We start from the raw sequence: 20438 nt of genomic DNA on the forward strand, positions 1-20438 counted from the left end.
GACCATCTTCCGCAAGAAGATCCAAGCCATGAACTAATCCTCTCACACGCCTTTCGATTTAGAGGTTAAGTTGTCAAGCGAACTCGATCAATTGCCCGAGCGTATTTGGATTACCGAAAAGTGCCACATGAACGCGGAGCGCCGAAACCGCTTTTTAGAGATTTACTTTCATCTCCTTCTCGCGTTTTACTCCGTAACCGCCATTGGGAACGGAATTATTGGCAGCGCGAACAAGTCCGAAGTTGATGGTTCAGTGCTTCTGTATGTCTCGATCATAACGCTATGCATAAGCCTTCTTATTTTCGGGTTCAAGTTCGGCGAGACTGCTGCCCAGCACCGCACATGCTACCTCATGCTTCAAAAAATCAGGATATCATACAAAGGACACTACCTAAACGAAAAATACATTGATGCGATATCTGACTTGCCGAACCATAAGCAGATAGATTTTTTAAGACTTGCGATTGACGATCCATTTTCTCTTCAACAGAAGCTCAAACAACCAAATGGTAATTGCTACCAATTTTCCCCTCTGGAGCTTGCCGACTACGTAATTAGACGTGTTGCCACTTGGGTCTTTCTAATACTACTGGTCATGCCGGCAGTCTTAGTTACTATTTGGAACTTTAGGAACTTTACCCAATGAGTTCCACTACGTCTCGGCAGGTGTTTGAGCGGCGCTTTTCATCGGCAGCGATAGGCGAAGTAGCTGCTGAACACACTTCGGCGCACACGGCTCGTGGGGTTGATGGTATCGGATTCGACAACTTTAATGCACATCTTGCAGGCAATATAGAGCTGATCTTCAGGAAGGCGAACTCCGGAAATTACAAGTTTTCGCCGTACCGTGAGAAACTTATTCTTAAGGGCGCTGACAGCAAGCCGCGACGGATTTCCATTCCAACCATCAGAGATCGGGTCGTCCTGCGGTGTCTCAATAACTTTCTCTGCGAGATTTTCGCGGACTGCAAGCCCCCACATGCTCATCCAATTGTTTCTGCCGCAATACGAACATTCGAGAACGCCACCGATGCCGATAGTTTTGTAAAACTTGACGTTAAGAGTTTTTACGACTGTATTGACCATAAAATTCTTGAAGCGCAAGTTAGGAAGCGGGTCAAGCACGAAGCAGCAGTTTCTCTGATAGTTTCGGCAATAAAAACTCCGACCGGCGTGAAGGCTACTGACGGGAAATTCAACCAAATCGGCGTTCCGCAAGGGTTAAGTATTTCGAATGTTCTGGCGTCAATTTATATGCAGAATTTTGATAACGAATTTAAATCAAAGTTGGGAATTTCCTATCATCGCTATGTAGATGACATACTGATCAGAACGCCATCTAACGAAGCTTCAGTCTTTGCTGAGCTTGCTTCAAAGAGGTTGAAAAGATCAAGGAAGCTGACGGTTCACCCTCTCGGAAGTGGCAAGTCAGAGATTATACCGCACAATAAAACTTTATCGTATCTTGGATATAGTTTTCTTGGTAAATCAGTATCAGTTCGCGAGGCAAGTGTAAAGAGGATGATGACCAGCCTGATGAGGATTATCGGCGGAATTAACGATAACAACGTTGAAAAGTCGATATGGCGTCTCAATATTCGAATTTCAGGTTGTCGCATCGATGGGGGGAACATTGGGTGGCTGTTCTACTTCTCCCAGATCAACGATCGTAAGGTTTTGAAGCGACTTGATCGACAAGTCCAGTCGCGACTGGCAAGCATAGGTAGGCCGGAGCTGTATTCGCGCTGCAAAACTTTTATCAAGGCGCACAGGGAAATTAAGCACAATCACGACGCTACCGATTACGTCTTCGATTTCGACAAGTTCGATCGAGACGGAATGCTGAATGCTATTTATCTTATCAAACCTGACTCTGCCGGAAAGCTAGGAAACCGGACTGACGAGCAGATCAAGTCTATTTTCTTTAAAACCATGTATCGAGAGGCCCGTGAGATGGAGCGAGACACGCTAGGCTCATTTTCTTGATGCACAGTCTTGGCTATGGGGCATCACGCTAAGGGTCTAAAATAACTGCAAATATCGCCAATCTATAGGATCGGACGAAAAAATGCAGCGGGTCGATCTCTTTGACATGCCTACATCGACACCAATCAACCCCGTCGATGAGCCATTGCCACCGCTTGACCTGGCTGAGATCAGCTACGCCGATTGCCGCCGTCTGTGGTTGTCGGTCCTGCATTCATCTGTCCAAGCGGCTATGGTCGGATCACCGGCATCATCAGGCATGGCGCTGGAACGGCTGCGCGACATTTCTCATGCCCGCATGGAATTGCTCGACTTTGCCACCAACCCAGATCGCCGCGACAATCACACCGGCTTCGTGGTCGATTGTGCTGGCTTTGACCGGATGTCTGAGGTGCATGGCGTCCTACGCCTGTATCGCCGCAACTGGGACGCAGTCAGCCACAGCCTGTCGCTTAAGCAGCAGGGCAACGAGCTTTACCGCTATGTCGCCGCAGATGGCCGCAGCTTCTTTTGCCCCAAGCCGCTGCGCACCGTGACGATGACCAAGTTCATGGAGATGCATCCAAATCCGGGTGAACGGCAACGGTGGTAGCGGTCCACGATTTTCGTGGACCGCTTTGGCGATGCCAGCAAAATTTTGCTGCCATCACCGATAGGGCTCCTTTGAAAATCAAAGCAACCCTAAGTCTCTCCATAAAATTCATGGACACCCCAGCGGTCATTCATTCTCGTTGCCCGCCGTGTCCGGCTTCTGCCTAACGTCTTTACTCGGCCGATATTTACCCAATGCAATCTCCCATGAATTAAGCGCCATCCACTTTATATAGCGCTTTGCCACCTCATATTCTGTGCTAAACTACTAGATATAGCAAAGAGAGAGGCGCGCGATCATGCCGCATTCCGACAAATCATCCAATGTAACATCGCTTGCCGAAGCACGTTATCAGCGGCTAATAGGTAAAATATCCAGTGATGACTCGGTGAACAACCTCTCATGCTATTCGCTGGGTGTTTGCGACCACCCGCTGACCGCAATTCTGTTCGATCTGGTGAACTTGCAGCATCTCACTGGAAAGCCTTGCACCGGCAAATTCTGCGAACAAGATGTCGGTCGCGTCTTGCTCAGCTTGAATTCCGTCAACAGCATTGAGCACTCTGTTCCCTATATCAGCCGCATTCAGGGCTTTGCGCTGCACCGCCTATTTGGCCTGTCGAATACGCTGCGCTACATCATCCTAGATGACCGCCGCATTTGGACCGAAGCCATTGGCACCGACTTCGATCGAAAAACCGAAAACGACCGCAGGCTCGATATGCTCGATGGCGCAATCTATGCCGAAATGATTACCTATCGCGCGGTTCCCGCTGCGCAAGACATGCTTGATGGAGCCAGCCCTGAAGCGCCGGTCGAGATAACCAGTCAGTTCGCGCTCGATCATCTGATGTCGCCTATTCCGTTTGCACCGATGCAATGGCAACTGCGGCGCATTGCGAAAAACAACATCGCGTCGGATCGCAAGCGCATAAAGGATACGCAGGTCGTCGCCAACCTTCTGTCCAAGGCTGCGCGCCTGCCTTATCCCCTGAACGCCGATTTGAAGGTCAGTTGAAATGCCGCAGCTCACGGTGAAGATGACTGCGGTTAACTATACCCGTGTAGCTATACAGACGATTAATGAGGCCAAGGCAAACTCGCTGTTGATGGCGAAAGACTACATGCAGTCTTTCCAGCGCAAAGGCGAGTTTCCAACTGACCCTAAAGATTATCAACTTCTCCTGCGCAACCGTGGAAGTGAGACGCGCAGAAGGTTCGATACCATCCAGCCGCAATATCTCATTTTGCCATTCAGCCTAAAATGGCAGAACACTGGCACCGCCAATATGGATGCCGTGGTTGAAGCGTCCAAATATGCATTGCACCAGATGGAGAAGCGCTCTCCATATCGTTCCGGCAAATATCTCGACAGTCTGACCATCTATGTGAATGGCGTTGCGCAGCATAGTGGCTATCTCAACGCCGATATGCTGGATGCCGGTGACGAGATCATCATCGGGCCAAATGTCAAATACGCTAGCACCATCGAACGCGGCTTTGCCAAGGGCTACTACGAAACCGAGACCATAAGCGGTGGCGTTATTCGGCCAATCGCAAAGATGGTGCGCGCCAAGTTCTCCGGTAAAGTCGCTTGCCGGTTCATCTATGTCGTTTTTAAAGGCACCGGCCACAAAATGGCTTGTCCCGTCATCCAGATTGGGCCAGCCGGGTCTTTTGCCCAGAACGACACCACCAACACCTCGACCAAGAAACGCAGACGCGGAGCTAGGTAATGGCCGACACAAAGGTCAAAGAGATAATCGAGGTAGGCGTTGTCGGCACCGACGAACTCAAGCAGTTCGCGCAAATGTCCGAGCGCCTGACCAAGCAGGTCGCCAACACCAACAAGGCGCTGCAATCGCAGGCCAACGCTGCGAAGCAGATGTCGTCTGGCGTGAAGGCCAGCGGCGATGCCGCCAAGGGGGCGGGCATCAACCTGGCAAACATGGGCTATCAGGTTCAGGACATGGCGGTCCAGTTCCAGATGGGCACCAGTGCTATGGTCATCTTTGCCCAGCAGGTGCCGCAGATGCTGGTGGGCATGGGCAACCTCGTCACTCTGCTTGCCACCGTCGCAGCCGTGGCCGCAGTTGCTTGGACGGCGCTTTCCAAGTCCAAAGACCCGTTGAAGCAGGCCGCTGACAACGCGGGAAAGCTGGCCGACAGCATGGACCGCATGAAAAGCTCGCTCGACAAGGCTCAGCTTCCGCTGGGAGAGCTTGGCCCGAAGTCCATTGCTGCGGCGCAGGGTCTGCAAAAGCTCTACGTGGTATCGGCGTCGTTTGAGAAGCTGCAACTGGAAAAGACCCTCGCGGAGTCGACCAAAGCCATTGCCGCCATGTCCAGCACTTTGCAGGAGGACGCATCTAATCTGCGCAGCGCGCAAGCCTTCGCTGCTAAGTATCGAAAAGAGGTCGAGGCGGGCGGAGACAATGCCTCGATAGCTACCCGCCATCTCAAGCTGCTCGACCAGCAGGTAGATGCGATCGGCAAGCGCTACGGGGCATCGACCAAAGAGATCATCGCCGCCGGGAACGCGGTCGACGCATATCAAAAGGCCGTTGCTGATGGTGCGCCAACAGATGTGGTCGGCGACCTTGGGGTTAAGGCAGTTCAGGCGCTGACCCCGTTGAAACTCATTAGCAACGAACTGCTTGAGCAACTGCGCTTGACCACGGACAGCGCGGCGCAGCGGGCGTTGATCGACCAGTATCTCAAAGATGCCGACGCTCAGCTTAAGAGCATGACGGACGAGACCGGTCAGCAGGTGACGGACACCCGAAACTTTGCCAAGAACCTTGAGGACGCAAAGGGGTCGCTGGCGTCGATGGTGGAATCCGCCAAGACCATGCGAAGCAATATCGCGGCGATGCAGGCCAAGACAGACGCTCTATTCAGCGGGGCGACTGAGGATGCAGCAGACCTCGCTGGACGAATTTCCGAGATTAACTCGCAATTCGATCAGATGATTGCCGACATTATCCCCGGCCCCGAAACCGCACAGATTATTGACGATCTTGAGGCTGGACGCCAACAGGCTATTGCCGATGAAACTCGCCTATACCAGTTGCAGCAGAATCAGAATTCGGTTTTGAAGCAAAGGCTGGATATTCAAGCCGCGCTCAATAAGGATTGGGAAATCTACAACAGCGGCATGGCAGAATCCATCGACGCTGTGGACAGGCTTTGGCAGAAAGCTGAGGACTTCTTCAACGCCACCAATGCTCTTAGGGATCAGAATCTCATAAGCGACGATCAGGTGAAGGCGGCTCAGATCGCATACGATCAGATGGTGCAGGACTTCTGGGAAGCCAAGTCGAGCATTGACGACCTCATCGGCATCATGGGCTACAGCTTTACCGATGTCTTCGGCGAACTCATCGACGGTTCGAAGTCGGCCAGTGAAGCCTTCAATGACATGATCGACTCCATGCTCAAAGACATGGCGAAGTTCCTGTTCAGCCAGCAGGTAAACCAGTTCGTCAAACTCCTGACGGATTGGGCGCTGAGTGGCTACGGCTCCCCTGACCCTGCATCTGCCCCAGCAGCGCTGACGTCGCCGCGCTACATCGTCCAGGCACCTGCGATGCCGGGCATGAGCACCGGCTTGCAGGCGGTCTCAGCCAGTGTCGCGGGCCGCAGCGTTGCACCAATGCCGACGCTAGGCTCCACCGCCAGCAGCGGCGGCGACAAGCTGGTCGGGGATACTTATGTCAACGTCTACAACCAGAACGGCAGTCAGGTTGAGACCAAGGAAACCACCGACCAGAGCGGCAACAAGCAGATTGACATCTATCTGACCGACGCGGTGCGCTCGATGCTGACCTCCGGCAAGCTAGACCGCCAGCTTCAGACGAACTACGGGATACGTCGCAGGCCGGTCTAGGGTTCCAGCGTGTCAAGTGCTGCTTGCCAAAGGCCGTGTATATTTATGACGCTATCGCGAAAGCCATCCCAGTCGCCTTGTGGAGGCTCACATGTGCGAAGCAGCTTCGGCGCGTGGTGGCGGAATTTTACAATGTCGCCTCCCGGGCCAGTGTCGATGAAACCCGTGATGCAAAGCATGGTAATATGACTGAGGTTGGCATGCCAAAGCGGAGTTCGATCACGTTCCCACCCTTCCGGGCCAATTTCGGTATCCCAGTTGGGTGCGATTGCCTCAAGTCCGTCCCATAGGCGGACCAGTGCCTTCAGCTTCGGATGATCCTGAGGGTCGACGGTTTCGGGTGGTAATAAGGTATTGATGTCCATGATGTATGCCTTGCACCTGTAGGGGCAAGCATTGCAGCGCGAGATCGCGCAGGCCGCAAGCTATCGTTAAGGAGAGTTTTTTGCTGATCCAGCAAATGCCCTGCGATAGAACGGCCCTAGCTGCTTCGGCTATAGAGATAGCGGGGCATTGCGTTGTTGCCATCATCACGTGGCTGCGCACGGCAATCAGCGCATTTGATGCACCACCGCAGCTAGCTTTGCCTGCAAGATAACGTCCTCAGCAGCGCGGCGGTCGAACATGCGCGGCAGGTCGGCGACGGCCTCAGGGGCCACGGAAAAGACGGACGGGCGCAGCGCGACAGCATCGACCTTCGGGGGCGGCACGGAAGCAGTTTGCCGGTGGATGTTGCGCAGGCGGGCATAGGCCGCGTCCAGTGCCTCGAACTTGTCGAAGCTGAACACCACGACTCCGGATGCATCATGCGCCTGACCCACCATCTGCATGTCGATATCTTGCGCGTCGATGAAGCCCGCGAGAAGAAATGCCTCATGCATATCCGCATGGCCGCCGGGCGCATTGAGGGCGTCTCCGAGACCGAGCATCACCAGTTGCTCGGCTTCGTCCTGTGCCGTCATGGACATTTCCCCATTGCGGATCTGGTTCAGCGACAGGACGGTGTAGAGGGCGAAATGGCAGATCGGCACCGCCTGCCGGTAATAGCCCTCGGTGGTGACGACCGTGGCCACCCGCGCGCCACCAGTGTCACCACGGCGGCGCTGGTCGTAATAGTAGCCAAGGGCAAGCTGCGCGGCGTGCAAAACGCGGACCTGGCTAAAACGTCCAGGCATTGAGGCCCCCATTCACGTTGGCTTTCAGTGCAGCGTCCCGTGGCACCAGAAGCGGCGCAAGAATATGAATCTCGCCGTCTGCTTCCAGCATTTCACCGACACGCTTGATCTGCTTTTTATGCCGGATGAGGAAGTCGGCGGTTGCATAAACCGCCGTCTTGTATTCGTGCCTTGTCAATGCCGCATCACTTAGCCGCAAGAAGTCGGCTTCGGATAGGAGGCTCAAATCCTCAAGGCTTTGACGCTTCATTGCGAGCCGCATTTCCTCTTGCGGCAGCAGCGCAAGCGGGCCGATTGCTGTCAAGGAATGCACCCGATCTCGCAAGTCCTTGGGCACCTCGGCTTCAAACCGGAGATTCATGCTTCTCGGCCAGAGATTGACCATCATGCTGCTATAGTGCTTGGCATCAAAACGGAGCAGCGACAGGCAGGCGGTGACGCCGTGCGCCAGCTCATGTGTCGGGCCGTGGCTGAGGTCAAACATGCTGATCCCCGTTGATTGCAGTAGACAGCGCTTTGCCCGCTGGGCCGTCCAGCGATGCCCGCTGCCGCAGGAAACTGACCGCATAGCTCGACATGCCCGCCTTCAGGGCCTTGAGACGTTCCACGGTAACGCTGGCGTAAAGCGCATCTGGCGCATGTGCCCCGACATGCTTGATGGCGGTGCTGAGGTCGGACAGTTGCGACTTGAGGCCGTCTAGCTCCCGCTGCATCTCGGTCAGAGCGCCGATCTTCTCTTGGAGTTCGTCGCGGACTGCTTTGATGCTGGCGGCAGAACGCTCGCGCTCGCTTTGCAGCAGCTTGGTCAGACCGGTGATGACTTCGGCGTTGGTGAACGGGCGGGCTTCTCTCGCGGCGGCGGCCTTCAAGCGGTCGCGGCGAACCCAGGCCGCCTCGGTCTTGGCTTGGACAATCTCAGTCATTTCCCAGCCCTTCCTCTACTTCTGCCATCAGGTGTTTGATCATGTCGGGATCCGCCGAATTGGTGTTAACCGGGGCCGCTGGTGCCGACGGCGCTGACTGCACCATGTCGATCTGCGACAGCGGCACGACCTGAGCCTGCAAACGCGGCTCATCGCCATAGGGCACAGACGGCAAGCCCTCTTTGTTGCGGGCCTCGTTCGGCGAATACAGACCGCCTGTGATGCCTTTAGTCAGTGCGTCTACCCGTGCTTGGAAGTCGGTGCGCAGCAGACCATCAACGTCAAACTGGATTGATTCATCACGCGGCAATTCGAAAAAGCGAGCAATGCAGGCTTCCAGATGTTCAACATGAAAGCCAAGGCCCATCGCCAACCAGTTGCTAATCAGTTGTTCGACATTGTTGTAAGAGGCATAGCGAATGTCGCCGATCATCGGCAGCGGCACCCGGAAAGCCCGTGCAATTTCCTCGACGCCAAGCCGGAAAGCCTCAACTAGCTGACTGTCCTGTGAGCTAATCACCATCGGCTCCCATTTTGCCCCGTAGGCAAGAATTGGAACTCCGCCGCTATTGAGTTGCTGTGATTGTGCATACCAAGCTTCGCGAAGCGTCTGCATCTGATCGCGATTGAGCTTATCAGGAACGGAAATGATACCGCTGGGGCGGCTCATATTGGTGAAGAATAGCGCCTGATGCGACATGATCGCATTGTTTGCCATAATATCGAGCGCAAGATTCTCAATCGGACTGACGCCAATCAAAGGGTGTCTCGGCGTGTAAAGGCGCACATGCAACATATCCCTTGCCGGGATCACATATGAGCTATCCCACTCCATTAGGTCCGAATAGAAGCCAGCGTAGTAAACCGTCTGACTTTCCCAGTCCACCAATGGGCGGGTGGTGTTTGGATGCAGAATGTGGACCGCTTTAATCTGATTGCGATCATCACGCATTGCAGCGCCATAGGCGTTGCCGGTGTAGAGCAGCGACTTGATGAAATTGAGCATGAAGTCCGAGCGGGTCTGATAACCGTTCGGGGTCCGCAAGAACCTGGCGGCTGGAGAGTCACGAATTACTTGACGGCCACCGTTCGGAAGCTGGCGGACATGGTGGGCTTTCAAGGAAGCAATCGTATGGGCATAGGCATCAGTGCAAGCTGCAACGGTCGGGTTGTTCGTGGCGCTGATCGGGTCACGGCCTTGTTGCCAGAAGTTCCACGGCCAAGAGGCTGGCACATTGCCGCCTGAATAGGGCAAGGGGAAAGCAGCGGAACCCGCCGCCCCCATGCCGACTGCATAGGCGTTCTTGATCCGGGTCGCCAAGCTGCGAGCGCGTTCGATGAGAGCCATGCTCAGCCCTCCCGCATGATCTTGGCGACAGCTTCGGCGGTGTTCTTGCTGTCGCGTTTCTCGTGCCGTGCCATCTGGCGCTGAGACACAGCGTCTTTGACAAGCTGCGCCGCGCCCTGAGCCGTGATGCCCTTGGGCCAGTCCCTCGGCAGCATGTCCTTGAGGCCAAGCTCGGTGAAACGCTTCAGCGCCTCTGCATGGCCCGCCGAGGCCGCATATGCGGCACCAGCGCAGCGCCGGGCCTCAGTCTCTGCGGCCGCAATGCGCTTCTCAGCCGTGGCAATGTCGCCGGTCAGTTGCGTCTCTACCTGCCTGAGACCGTCGATGATCGGCCCTAGCTCGGCTTCGGCGGCTTGGGGATCGAAGGCGCGCAGGCAGTCGGCTGTGGCGCGCATCTCAAGCGCCGCCGCTACGATTGGCTTACTGGCAAGAATGGCCGGATAGCTGATGCTGGTGCCTGTGAGGATGTCTATGCCGACGCGCAGGGCGTTCAGGTGGCGCTTGGCACCGTCCAGCACGGCAGCGGCCTCGCGGCAGGTCTGAACCGACTCTGCGGCGGCGCTGACATAGGCTGTTGGGGAGTCGCCGAACTTGCGGTCTTCGAGACTGCGGCCAATCTCTGCGTTAGTGTCTCTGGCGACACGCGGCACATGTTGAGTTGCACCGGACGCGAGTTTTAGGCGGGAGCCATTCGGCAGAATGACGGTCGGTTCAATAATCGGAATTGGTTGCGGGCGCATTAGGAACGATCTCGCTATAATGTTGCGCTGTTGCAAACATTATAGCGCGACGAGGTCGTTTATATAGCAAAGAGTTAGATAGGCCGCATTATTCCATATATGAGATAATGCGGCTGTTATCTGATTAATTTGAGTATTCGCCGCGCAAAACGGCTTCCAAGACGCTTTCGCGGTAATGCAGCCGCGGGCCAAGTTTGACGCAAGGTGGTTTCGGAAGGTCGCGTTTCCTCGGATTTGTTCGCATCCAAGACAGCGTTTGTGCAAGGCCCTCAACGCCACGCGCTTTGCCCCATGCATCTATGTGGGCAGTTGAGATGAGTAGGTCGATTTGTTCGGACATGGGTTCACCAGCCGCATAAAGCGGGAAACAAGGTTGCGTGGCCTTTCTCCTTGTTTCCCCGGTCATACGCGCCCGGTTAATTGCATCCTAGCAAAGCTATATAAGGGTCCGCAAGCTTCAAAAGCCGTCGGCAATTACCTGCATTGAGGTAAGGGGTTGCCCGGCAATTAACTCGTCCAGCTTGTCGCTAATTCTCTGCTGATCTGGCGCGATGAATGTCCACATTTGCAGAAGATAGGCTTCGGACTGCTCCGGCGCATTGCCTTCCTCATCGGTTTTCCAATGTCCGAGTAGGCGAACATGGTGGTCGCTGACACCCGCCAGCTTTGCCACCGTGCGCCAGATGCGCCGCATGTCATGGATGGTGCATGGCAACCAAGTCGCGGTTTTGTTTTCCGCGTGTCCGCTTGCGCTGTTGGGCGACGGAAAGCACCATTCGGAACTGGTGCGGGGCAACAGTTTGAAGAACTCGACCAACTGACGGCTGAGAGGCAGCTTGAACACCTCGCGGCGCTTGCTCTCGCGGATGGTCAAGATCGCATTGTCGAGGTCCACGTCAGACCATTTCACATTGGTCAGACTAGGGATGCGCAGGCCGGTGTAGAGCTTGATGGCGAAGAACACCGAAGACAGCCGGTCATTGCGCTTGAGGATGGCGTCCCAGATCGCTGCTAGGCCTTCGGGTGTGGCAGGATACTCCCGCTTCTTGGGCGTAGTGTCGTGGAACTCGAACTTGTAGAAGATCGCCGGGTTCAGACCAGCATTCGGGTAGTCAATGAGAGCGCGACTATAGGCGGCTTGCAGATACTTGATGGCTTGCTTGGCCGCTGACGCCGTTGGCTGTGTTCCGCGCTGCTTCGGCCCAACACCGCGCGGCAAGCCTTTCTTGCTGTAAATGGCTTCATAGCGGTCTTCCAGCATTGGCCGGGTGATCGAGGCCAGAGGAATGTCGAACCAGTCGCTGAAATAGAGGTTGATGGTGTTGTTCGACTGCCGGATCGAGCGTTCGCGCATCTCCTTCCGGTTCATCTGCCTCTCACGGCTGGCGAGGGCATTGCGCAGCGTGGCTTCTTCGCGCTTCGCGTCAGGCCAGGTGCCGTGCTTGCTGAAATGGGACCGATATGCCCGCGCTAGTTCTAGAGCCTCGTCAGGAAGCATGGCAGGGAAGTGCCCCAGCGTCGTGTATCGCGGTAGGCCCTTGTAGGAGCTTTTGACGATGAAGGCTTTGGTGTCCTTGCCGACCGTCATCCTTAACTCGCTGTTAACGGTGTCCTGATACTCCTGTTGCCCAGCGGTAGTGAACTTGATGTCGGCGATGCCCGTCTTCGTGAGGCGTTTTTTGATAATAGGCAAGTAGAGCCTCCATCCTAGATACGTTACTTGCATCATAATTGCATGAGCACATTAACACGGGCAAGCGCGGACAGCGCTGCGCAAGGATGATCTATGGTTAACATATTGATACATCTGCATACGCACCACTACGCAGACTTTGGCAATGGTGAACCTTGTTAAGAATTGGTTAGCCCGTGGATGGTATCCGATCGACATATCGACGGAGAATCACATGGCCCATGCAGTCCCTGCGACATCGCAGAATCCGCCCCAGCGCGGCGGCGTGAAACGGGTCCTGCCCCTTCTGCTGGTCGCTGCACTGCTGGGGGCGGGCTTCATCTCGACTTATCAAGGCTACTGGGCGCCCCTGTCCCTGTTGAAACCGCACGAGGCGACCGCGAAAGCCGAGCCGGTGCCGCAGGTCCAGTTCGTCGCGCTGCCGCAGATCGCGCTGACCCTTTCCGGGCCGCAGTTCCGTACTCTGGTCATGTCGGTCCAGATCGAGACCGATGCGACCCATCGCGACGAGGTCCAGCATTTGCTGCCGCGCCTCTCGGATGCCTGCAACAGTTTCCTTGCCGGGATCGAACCCGCCGCGTTCGAGCGGCGCGGCATTCTGGACATCATCCGCGACGAACTGGCCACGCGCGCCGTCTATGTCCTCGGGCGCGAGGCATTCAGCGACATCCTGATCACGGAGTTCCGCATCCAATGAACCTGTCGCAGATCCTGCAATGTGCGCTGCTGACCTTTTCGCTGGGGGTCGGGTTCTTCTGCTTCGTCCTGGCACGGCGGTTACGACGGCTGAACGACCTGGAAACCGGGCTGGGTGGCGCGATCGCCGTCATGGCAAGCGAGATCGCCCGGCTGGAACGCGCGATCCATGCCGCCAAGACCGAAGCCACGGTCGCGACCGAGGGACTGGCCAACGAGGTCGAGCGCGCGAAGGAAGAGCGTGCCTTTTGGGTGCTGCAGAAGAAGTTCTCCGAGGCGGCGCCTGCCGCCGCGCGCCTGCGCCGCCGTCGTCGTGCCCCTGCCGCGGAGATGCTGGATGCCTAGGCCCTTGCTTCAGCTTGCCGGTGGCGTGATGGCGCTGGCCGCCGCGGTCCAGGCCGTCTCGCTGGCGGGGGGGCTGTCTCGGCTCAGTGCCCATGCCGAGCCTGCGGCCCTTCTGGAAGGGTGCAGCGACGTGCCCGAGGCGGTGGCGCTGGCCCAGACGCTGCATCAGCGCGGACAGCGAATCGAGCGTTACCTGCAGGATATCGAACGTCGCAAGGCCGAGTTGGCCAGCGCAGAGAGCCAGCTGACGCAGAAGCTGGTCGAGCTGCGCCGCATCCGCCAGCAATTGCGCGACCAGGATCAGACCGCCGGGCAGGTGCAGACCGACGACATCGCCCGCATTATCGCGCTTTACGACCAGATGAAGCCCGAGCAGGCGGCGATGGTGCTGTCGAACCTGCCGCCCGATTTCGCCGCGCAGATCCTTGTCCGGGTCGAACCGCAGACAGGGGCGCGGATCATGGCCTCGGTCGAGCCGGGGCAGGCGGCGGTGCTGACCTCATACATGGGCGCGCTGCGCGCCAAGGGAAACTAGGAGCCGCTCATGTTTGGAATGCTTGGCATCGTCCTGACCTTCGCCATGGTCTTCGGCGGCTATATCCTGGCGGGGGGCAAGCTGGCGGTCATCCTGCATTCGCTGCCCTATGAGCTGATGATGATCGGGGGCGCCGCGCTGGGATCGTTCCTGCTGGCGAACGAAACCGCGGTGATCAAAAGCGCTCTTGGCGGGGTCGGTCGGTCGCTGAAGGGACCGAAATGGCAGGAATCCGACATTCAGGACGTGTTGTGTCTGCTGTTCCAGCTGCTGCGCACGGCACGGGCCAGCCCCGTCGATCTGGAAAGCCATATCGAGGATCCCGACAATTCTCCCCTGTTCCAGTCCTTTCCGCGCATCCTGCAGGACAAGCAGGCGGTCTCGCTGATCTCGGACGCGCTGCGCTCGGCCAGCCTGAATTATGACGATCCCTATCAGGTCGAGGAGATGCTGTCCCAGCGCATCCGGCTGATCGAGGACGAGGCGATGCACGCCCCCCACGCCTTGCAGAACATGGCCGATGCGCTGCCGGCACTGGGTATCGTCGCGGCGGTGCTTGGGGTCATCAAGACGATGAGCGCCATAGACCAGCCGCCCGAGGTGCTGGGCAAGATGATCGGGGGCGCGTTGGTCGGCACCTTCCTGGGGGTCTTTCTTGCCTATGCGCTGGTCGCGCCCTTTGCCCACAGGTTGCAGGCCGTGATGCGTCAGGACCAGTCCTTCTACGATGTCATCAAGTCGGTGCTGATCGCGGGGCTGCATCAGCACGCGACGAACCTGTGCGTCGAGGTCGGGCGCCAGGCCGCGCCGGAACATGTCCGCCCCACCTTCGGCGATCTTGAAAACGCCTTGCGCGATCTGAAGAGGGCGTCGTGATCGCCGCCGCGCTTGTCGCCGCGGCGCTGGCTGCCCCTCCTCTCGTCGATACCGGGCGGGACCGTGCCGAGGCGCTGATCGCGGCCGCCACGCAGGACCTGCTGGACGGCAAGCCACTGGATCCCGGCATCGACGTGGATCTGCGTCGGCTCGACCCGGCGGGACGGCTGCGGGTGCTGATCTTCCTGCGGCGTTCGGGGATGCTTGACGGGCCGGGCTGGACGGCAGACATGCTGCTGGCCCCCGCGGACGCCGACGGAGCCGGGCAATGAGCATCGCCGAAGCCGTTCCCCAGGCCCGCCTGCCGCTGCGGCCGATGATCATCACCGGGGGGCTGGTCATCATCGTGCTGTCGATGGTCCTGCCGCTGCCCGCGCCGGTGCTGGATGTCGGGATCGCGCTTTCGATCGCCGTGGCGACGCTGATCCTTGTCATGGCCGCCCTGGTCGAGAAGCCTACGGATTTCCAGGCCTTCCCGGTGCTGCTGCTGGTATCGCTGCTGATGCGGCTGTCGCTTAACGTCTCCTCGACCCGGCTGATCCTGACCAACGGGCAGAATGGGCCGATGGCGGCGGGCCATGTCATCAACGGCTTCGCCGAATTCGTCGCCGGGGGTTCGCTGCTGGTCGGGCTGACCGTCTTTGCTGTCATCTCGATCGTGAACTTCATGGTCATCACCAAGGGTTCGGGGCGCATGGCCGAGGTTTCGGCCCGCTTCGCGCTGGATTCGCTGCCGGGCAAGCAGCTGGCCATCGACGGCGACCTGAACTCGGGCGCGATCGACCATGACGAAGCCAAGCGCCGCCGCATCCAGGAACAGCGCGAGATCAGCTTCTTCGGCTCGCTCGACGGGGCGTCGAAATTCGTCAAGGGCGACGCGATTGCCGGGCTGGTCATCACGCTGATCAACCTGTTCGTCGGACTGGCGGCGGGCATTCTGGTTCATTCCATGCCCGTGACCGAGGCGCTGGCGACCTATTCCCGACTGACCATCGGCGACGGTCTGGTCACGCAGATCCCGGCGCTGATCACCTCGATGGCAGCGGCGCTGCTGCTGTCGCGCGGGGGCGCAACGGACACGACCGCGGATCTGCTGTCAAAGCAGCTCGTCTCGAACTGGCAGGTACCGGCAGTGGTCGCCGGGGGGATGGCGGTGGTTGGCATGGTCCCCGGAATGCCCACGCTGGTCTTTGTGACGCTGGCCACGGGGCTGGGCGCCGCCGCCTGGTTCATCCGCCGGCGCGAGATCACGGCCGCCCACGCTCCCCCCACCGCGGTCGAGCCCGCACCCGCAGCCCCCGCCCAGACCCGCATCGGCGACGTTCTGGATACCGAGGAGATCAGCGTCGAGATCGGAGCCGGGCTGATTGTCAGCGCCCTTGACCAGGGCAGGGGGCTTGGCCAGCGGATCACCAATCTTCGCCTGCATGTCGCGCGCAGCTATGGCGTCATTCTGCCCGATGTGCGCATCACCGACGGCACCGGCTTTGATGACGGCGAATATGTCATCCGCTTGCAAGGCGTGGTGCGCGGACGGGGACGACTGCGTCCGCAGGGTGTGCTGGCGCTGGGTCCCGAACAGGTCCTGGCGGGCATCCGCGGCGACGAGGTGCGCGAGCCGGTCTATTCCAGTCCCGCACGCTGGATCGCCCCCGAACAGCAGGACGATGCCGCGATGGCGGGGGCCACCGTGGTCGCCCCGATGGAGGTGCTGTCGACACACTTGATGGAGGTGGTGAAGTCCAACCTTCCGGCGCTGCTGACCATGACCTCGATGCAGCGCATGATCCGCGAGCTGGGGAACCTGTCGGACGAACACCGCGCCCAGCTGAACCAGCGCTTCTTCGATGCGATGATCCCCGAAAAGGTCTCGCCGGAGCTGCTGCTGGCCGTCCTGCGCGGAATGCTGGAGGAGCGGCTGTCGATCCGCAACCTCGTCCTGATCACCGACGCGGTGCACGAGGCCCGGGCCGCGACCACGCCCGAGGCGGCCTATGAACTGGTCCGCCGCCGGATGCGAGGGCAGATCTGCGAGCAGTTTGCCGGTGCGGACGGTCATCTCGACATCCTTCAGCTTCACCCGCAATGGGAAGCCGAGCTGACCCGCGCAGAAGCCGAGGCCGGGCGCGGCGGCAATGCCGCCCTGCCGCAGCTGCAGGAACGCCTGGCCGAGGCGCTGCGCAAGCTTGTTGCCACCCTGCCCGCACCGACCGAGGCGGTCCTTGCGGTTCCAGACCATCGCCGCAGGCTGGTGCGGATGATGCTGGCCTCGGCCAGCGTTGCGCTGCCGGTGATCGGACTGGACGAAATCGATCCAGCCGCGCGTGTCCGGCTGTGCGGCACGGTGACGGCATGACCGCACTTCTGGCCGATGCGCGGCTTCAGGCAATGCTGCCGGTGCTGCTTCTGACCTATTGCCGGGTCCAGTCCTGCCTGCTGGCGATGCCGGGATTTTCACTGCGCATCCTGCCCGTCCGGCTGCGGGTCGCGATCGCCATGTCGATGACGCCCCTGCTGGCCGAACACGCGGGCCTTGCCCCCCCGATCAGGACGATGACCGGCCTTGCGCTGCTTGCCGGCGCCGAAATCGTGACCGGCCTGGTACTGGGAGGATTGGTGCGGCTGATGGCGCTGTCGCTTGACATCGCGGCGGCGGCGATTGCGGCCACGACTTCGCTGTCGCAACTGGTGGGGGGCGTCAACGAATTCGCCCCGCACCCGATCGGCAACCTTCTGTCGCTGGCAGGGCTCGCGCTGCTGATGGCGCTGGGAATGCCGGCATTGCTTTGCGATCTGCTGCGGGAAAGCCTGGTCCTTCGTCCGGTCGGGTCATGGCCGCAGGTGGCCGAGCTACTGCCGACCGCGCTGGGGCTGATCGGGCGTAGCTTTGTCCTGGCGCTGGTTCTGGCCGGGCCCTTCATCCTTGGCGGCTACCTGTTCCAGATCCTGACCGGGATGGCGAGCAAGGCGATGCCCGCCCTGCCGATGATGCTGATCGCTGCCCCTGCCGCAATCCTGCTGGCGCTGGTGGCGCTGACCCTGCTGACCCCGGCGATCCTGTCGGGCTGGGCGCGCGCGGTTCTGGATGTCATGCAAAGCGACCTGCCATGAGCGAAGAGGACGACGACAAGCAATACGTCGCCTCGGAACAGAAGCTGCGGCGCGCGCGCGAAGAAGGCGACATTCCGCGTTCGGCCGAGCTGGGCAGTGCGCTGATGTATCTGGGCTTCTGGGCGGCGATGGCGCTGGCCGCGACCTCGCTCGCGCCCGCCTGGACGCGCATGGCGGCGCGGGCACTGGGGGCCGAGCCCTGGCCGGATGGGCGTGGCAAATCCGTCATGGATCTGGCGCGGGCGCTGACCGGAAACGCGATGCTGGCGGTGCTGGGTTTCGTTGCGGTCATCGCGGTTCCGGTGCTGGCCGGCCTGATCCTGCAGCGTGCCTTCACCTTCACGCCGAAAAAGCTGCTGCCGGATCCGGGGCGGATCGACCCCATGCGCAATGCCGGGCAGAAGCTGGGCCGCGCGGGCCTGTCCGCCTTTGGCATATCGGTCGCCAAGGTCGGTTTGCTGGGGGCGGGCGGTGTCCTTCTGTTCCGCTCTTTGCTGGGCGGGATGCTGAGCGCGGGGGGCATGTCGGATCTGCAATGGGTGGACGGGCTCAGGCTGGTCACGACGCGCGCCATTCACCTGGCGCTGGCGATCGGGGTGGGCTTCGCGCTGATCGACCTTCTGTGGAAGCATCTGGATTATCAGCGTCGCCACCGCATGTCCCGGCAAGAGATGCAGGACGAGCACAAGGACAGCGAGGGCGATCCCCATCTGAAGGCCGCGCGGCGGCAGAAAGGGATCGACATCGCTCTGAACTCGATGCTGGCGGATGTCGAGCGCGCCGATGTGGTCATCGTCAACCCGACCCATTACGCCGTCGCGTTGGAGTGGAAGCGCGGCAGCGGACGCGCCCCGGTCTGCCTTGCCAAAGGGGTGGACGAGATTGCGCGCCAGATCCGCGAGCGCGCTAGCCGCCATCAGGTCCCGATCTGGTCCGATCCACCCTGCGCCCGCGCGCTGCATGCGACCGTCGAGATCGGGCAGGAAATCCGCTCGGAGCATTTCGCCCCCGTCGCCGCCGCAATCCGTTTTGCCGAGGCGATGCGCAGAAAGGTCCGCCAGGGCTGGGGTGGATCGCCTGCAGCTCGGCCGCGGGCATCGAGATGAGCCACATCGGGGAATCCATCGCCCGTCTGGCCGATCTCGCGCGCTTGAAATCCGATCTGGAGATGCGGCGCTTCGCGGCCTATCGCGCCCATGTCGAGGCCGCCCGCGCCCGCATCACCACGCTGACCGAGGAGCTGCAGGCCCTTTACGACAGCGAGGCCGCGCATTCCCTGTCGGGCGCGCGGCTTGCCAATGCGCTGGCCGGGGACCGCAGCCGCGCACTTGGCCGGGCCGAGGTGGAGCTTGAGCAGATGATGCCCGGCTATCAGGCCGCGCGGGGCGCGGCACTGCGCGAATTCGGCCGCGTCCAGGCGCTGGAAGACCTGCACGCAAGGGAAACGGATGCGCGTCGGTTGAAGGTGCAGCGCAAGCAGTCGGACGGCACATGAGAAGGGGGTCTTCTTGGCTGAACGGGCGAGAGGTTCAGCACTGTTCGGGGCAGTTCGGCCCCGCGCGGCAAGACCGTCCCGCTGCGGCCCTGTGGGCACGATCCTGCGGGAACCGGCAGGCGCGGCTTCAATTCTTCTTTGGTCGCCCCTATGATGCCGGCGTATTTTTTCCTTGCACGCTGGATGACCTTGCGATGATCCGACCACTTCTCGTCCTTGCCGCCCTTGCCCCGCTGGCCGCCTGCGCGCCTGCGACGGCGCCGGAAACTGCGCCCGTCGTCGCCCCCGTGCCGGTGGCGCCGGTTGCAGGGGTGACCGGCCTCGAATCGCGCGAACCCGATGCGTGCCACGCCAAAAGCTACATCTCGGCGCTTGGCCAGCCGGGCACCGTGATCCCCGGCCTGGGCATCACCCGCGAATACCGCGTTGTCGAATATCGCGGGATCGAGCCGCAGGAATACGACCCGCTGCGCATCGTCTTCCGTCTTGATGCGTCGGGCAACATCTACAACATCGATTGCGGTTGATCGCCATGCGCATGATCCTGGTGGCCATTTCGCTTTCGGTGCTTGCAGGTTGCACAGAGCCGCAGGCGCCCGACGCGCCCGCGACCCTTCCGGGCGAGGATGCCTGCGGCGCGTCGCGCTTTCAGAACCTTGTCGGACAGCCGAAATCCGTGCTCGACGGTTTGACCCTGCCCGAAGGGAACCGCGTGATCGGCCCGAACCAGCCGGTGACGATGGACTTCCGTCCGACCCGGCTGAACGTCGAGATCGGCAAGGACGGCCGCATCGCACGCGTCGGCTGCTACTGAAAACGCCTGAAGAAACAAGAGCAGGGCGCGGAACATGTTGTCCGCGCCCTTTTTCATGCGGCATGGGCCAGAGGCGACCGCGCGGACGGACGCGAACACGCCGCGATCGGCCAAAGGCGCAGTCATGTCGATTGTCAGGGAAAATGGAGGCGGGTACCGGAATCGAACCGGTCTTCACGGATTTGCAATCCGCTGCGTAACCTCTCCGCCAACCCGCCGT

General features: G+C 59.6%; 24 protein-coding genes and 1 tRNA gene. 17 read left to right on the forward strand and 8 right to left on the reverse strand.

Annotation, left to right across the window (positions count from 1 at the left end; translation table 11 throughout):
* Positions 1-70: 70 nt before the first annotated feature.
* The 6 genes from ACO2Q4_RS00635 (at position 71) to ACO2Q4_RS00660 (ending at position 6467) form a co-directional block, all read left to right on the forward strand.
* Positions 71-646, forward strand: a complete 576-nt coding sequence (locus ACO2Q4_RS00635; protein WP_423316592.1) for an SLATT domain-containing protein — start codon at positions 71-73, stop codon at positions 644-646.
* Positions 643-1986, forward strand: coding sequence for a reverse transcriptase domain-containing protein (locus tag ACO2Q4_RS00640; RefSeq protein ID WP_423316594.1), 1344 nt, complete (start codon positions 643-645; stop codon positions 1984-1986). Before ACO2Q4_RS00635 ends, ACO2Q4_RS00640 begins: the two co-directional genes overlap by 4 nt.
* A gap of 82 nt (positions 1987-2068) precedes the next feature.
* Entirely contained in the window at positions 2069-2578 is a 510-nt protein-coding gene (locus ACO2Q4_RS00645; protein WP_423316595.1) for a hypothetical protein, read from the forward strand.
* A 298-nt stretch (positions 2579-2876) separates the two neighbouring features.
* Positions 2877-3596, forward strand: coding sequence for a hypothetical protein (locus ACO2Q4_RS00650; protein ID WP_423316597.1), 720 nt, complete (start codon positions 2877-2879; stop codon positions 3594-3596).
* Between the two features lies 1 nt (position 3597).
* Entirely contained in the window at positions 3598-4314 is a 717-nt protein-coding gene (locus ACO2Q4_RS00655) for a hypothetical protein (protein WP_423316599.1), read from the forward strand.
* Positions 4314-6467 (forward strand): hypothetical protein, encoded by a 2154-nt coding sequence (locus ACO2Q4_RS00660; RefSeq protein WP_423316601.1) that lies wholly within the window; start codon positions 4314-4316, stop codon positions 6465-6467. Before ACO2Q4_RS00655 ends, ACO2Q4_RS00660 begins: the two co-directional genes overlap by 1 nt.
* On the opposite strand, the gene ACO2Q4_RS00665 is transcribed toward ACO2Q4_RS00660, so the two are convergent.
* The 7 genes from ACO2Q4_RS00665 to ACO2Q4_RS00695 all read right to left on the reverse strand — a co-directional run bounded on the left by ACO2Q4_RS00665 (position 6464) and on the right by ACO2Q4_RS00695 (position 12346).
* A complete protein-coding gene (locus tag ACO2Q4_RS00665) occupies positions 6464-6832 on the reverse strand; it encodes a hypothetical protein (protein WP_423316603.1) in 369 nt (122 codons plus the stop codon). The genes ACO2Q4_RS00660 and ACO2Q4_RS00665 overlap by 4 nt on opposite strands.
* A gap of 186 nt (positions 6833-7018) precedes the next feature.
* Positions 7019-7642 carry a hypothetical protein gene (locus tag ACO2Q4_RS00670; RefSeq protein ID WP_423316605.1) on the reverse strand — a complete coding sequence of 208 codons (624 nt, stop codon included), beginning with the start codon at positions 7640-7642 and terminating at the stop codon, positions 7019-7021.
* On the reverse strand, positions 7626-8126 hold the full coding sequence (locus ACO2Q4_RS00675) for a hypothetical protein (protein ID WP_423316607.1): 501 nt from the start codon (positions 8124-8126) through the stop codon (positions 7626-7628). The genes ACO2Q4_RS00670 and ACO2Q4_RS00675 overlap by 17 nt, the downstream gene beginning before the upstream one ends.
* On the reverse strand, positions 8119-8565 hold the full coding sequence (locus tag ACO2Q4_RS00680; RefSeq protein ID WP_423316609.1) for a hypothetical protein: 447 nt from the start codon (positions 8563-8565) through the stop codon (positions 8119-8121). Before ACO2Q4_RS00680 ends, ACO2Q4_RS00675 begins: the two co-directional genes overlap by 8 nt.
* Entirely contained in the window at positions 8558-9913 is a 1356-nt protein-coding gene (locus ACO2Q4_RS00685) for a phage portal protein (protein ID WP_423316611.1), read from the reverse strand. Before ACO2Q4_RS00685 ends, ACO2Q4_RS00680 begins: the two co-directional genes overlap by 8 nt.
* A 2-nt stretch (positions 9914-9915) precedes the next feature.
* Positions 9916-10653 (reverse strand): hypothetical protein, encoded by a 738-nt coding sequence (locus tag ACO2Q4_RS00690; protein ID WP_423316613.1) that lies wholly within the window; start codon positions 10651-10653, stop codon positions 9916-9918.
* 457 nt (positions 10654-11110) lie between these two features.
* Complete coding sequence (locus ACO2Q4_RS00695) at positions 11111-12346, reverse strand: tyrosine-type recombinase/integrase (RefSeq protein WP_423316615.1); 1236 nt, start codon at positions 12344-12346, stop codon at positions 11111-11113.
* Between the two features lie 214 nt (positions 12347-12560).
* Between ACO2Q4_RS00695 and ACO2Q4_RS00700 the strand changes: the two genes are divergently transcribed.
* The 11 genes from ACO2Q4_RS00700 to ACO2Q4_RS00750 all read left to right on the forward strand — a co-directional run bounded on the left by ACO2Q4_RS00700 (position 12561) and on the right by ACO2Q4_RS00750 (position 20218).
* Positions 12561-13043, forward strand: coding sequence for a flagellar basal body-associated FliL family protein (locus tag ACO2Q4_RS00700; protein WP_311760237.1), 483 nt, complete (start codon positions 12561-12563; stop codon positions 13041-13043).
* Entirely contained in the window at positions 13040-13387 is a 348-nt protein-coding gene (locus ACO2Q4_RS00705; protein WP_311760238.1) for a hypothetical protein, read from the forward strand. The genes ACO2Q4_RS00700 and ACO2Q4_RS00705 overlap by 4 nt, the downstream gene beginning before the upstream one ends.
* Positions 13380-13922: a MotE family protein gene (locus ACO2Q4_RS00710; protein WP_311760239.1), complete on the forward strand. Its 543-nt coding sequence runs from the start codon at positions 13380-13382 to the stop codon at positions 13920-13922. The genes ACO2Q4_RS00705 and ACO2Q4_RS00710 overlap by 8 nt, the downstream gene beginning before the upstream one ends.
* Before the next feature lie 9 nt (positions 13923-13931).
* Positions 13932-14798 carry a flagellar motor stator protein MotA gene (gene motA, locus ACO2Q4_RS00715; RefSeq protein WP_311760240.1) on the forward strand — a complete coding sequence of 289 codons (867 nt, stop codon included), beginning with the start codon at positions 13932-13934 and terminating at the stop codon, positions 14796-14798.
* Positions 14795-15070, forward strand: coding sequence for a hypothetical protein (locus tag ACO2Q4_RS00720; protein WP_395134562.1), 276 nt, complete (start codon positions 14795-14797; stop codon positions 15068-15070). Before motA ends, ACO2Q4_RS00720 begins: the two co-directional genes overlap by 4 nt.
* The gene (locus tag ACO2Q4_RS00725; protein ID WP_423316619.1) at positions 15067-17154 is read left to right on the forward strand and encodes a flagellar biosynthesis protein FlhA; all 2088 of its coding nucleotides are present in this window, start codon (positions 15067-15069) and stop codon (positions 17152-17154) included. Before ACO2Q4_RS00720 ends, ACO2Q4_RS00725 begins: the two co-directional genes overlap by 4 nt.
* The gene (locus tag ACO2Q4_RS00730; RefSeq protein ID WP_423316621.1) at positions 17151-17909 is read left to right on the forward strand and encodes a flagellar biosynthetic protein FliR; all 759 of its coding nucleotides are present in this window, start codon (positions 17151-17153) and stop codon (positions 17907-17909) included. The genes ACO2Q4_RS00725 and ACO2Q4_RS00730 overlap by 4 nt, the downstream gene beginning before the upstream one ends.
* Entirely contained in the window at positions 17906-19015 is a 1110-nt protein-coding gene (flhB, locus tag ACO2Q4_RS00735; protein WP_423316623.1) for a flagellar type III secretion system protein FlhB, read from the forward strand. The genes ACO2Q4_RS00730 and flhB overlap by 4 nt, the downstream gene beginning before the upstream one ends.
* Positions 19012-19404, forward strand: coding sequence for a hypothetical protein (locus tag ACO2Q4_RS00740; RefSeq protein ID WP_423316625.1), 393 nt, complete (start codon positions 19012-19014; stop codon positions 19402-19404). Before flhB ends, ACO2Q4_RS00740 begins: the two co-directional genes overlap by 4 nt.
* A gap of 194 nt (positions 19405-19598) precedes the next feature.
* The gene (locus ACO2Q4_RS00745) at positions 19599-19931 is read left to right on the forward strand and encodes a hypothetical protein (protein ID WP_311760246.1); all 333 of its coding nucleotides are present in this window, start codon (positions 19599-19601) and stop codon (positions 19929-19931) included.
* Between the two features lie 5 nt (positions 19932-19936).
* Positions 19937-20218 carry an I78 family peptidase inhibitor gene (locus tag ACO2Q4_RS00750; RefSeq protein ID WP_423316627.1) on the forward strand — a complete coding sequence of 94 codons (282 nt, stop codon included), beginning with the start codon at positions 19937-19939 and terminating at the stop codon, positions 20216-20218.
* 144 nt (positions 20219-20362) lie between these two features.
* Here ACO2Q4_RS00750 and ACO2Q4_RS00755 read toward each other — a convergent pair.
* A tRNA-Cys gene (locus tag ACO2Q4_RS00755) sits at positions 20363-20436 on the reverse strand.
* Positions 20437-20438 lie beyond the last annotated feature (2 nt).

The organism is Paracoccus sp. KR1-242 (assembly GCF_049446195.1).
Taxonomy (GTDB): domain Bacteria; phylum Pseudomonadota; class Alphaproteobacteria; order Rhodobacterales; family Rhodobacteraceae; genus Paracoccus; species Paracoccus broussonetiae.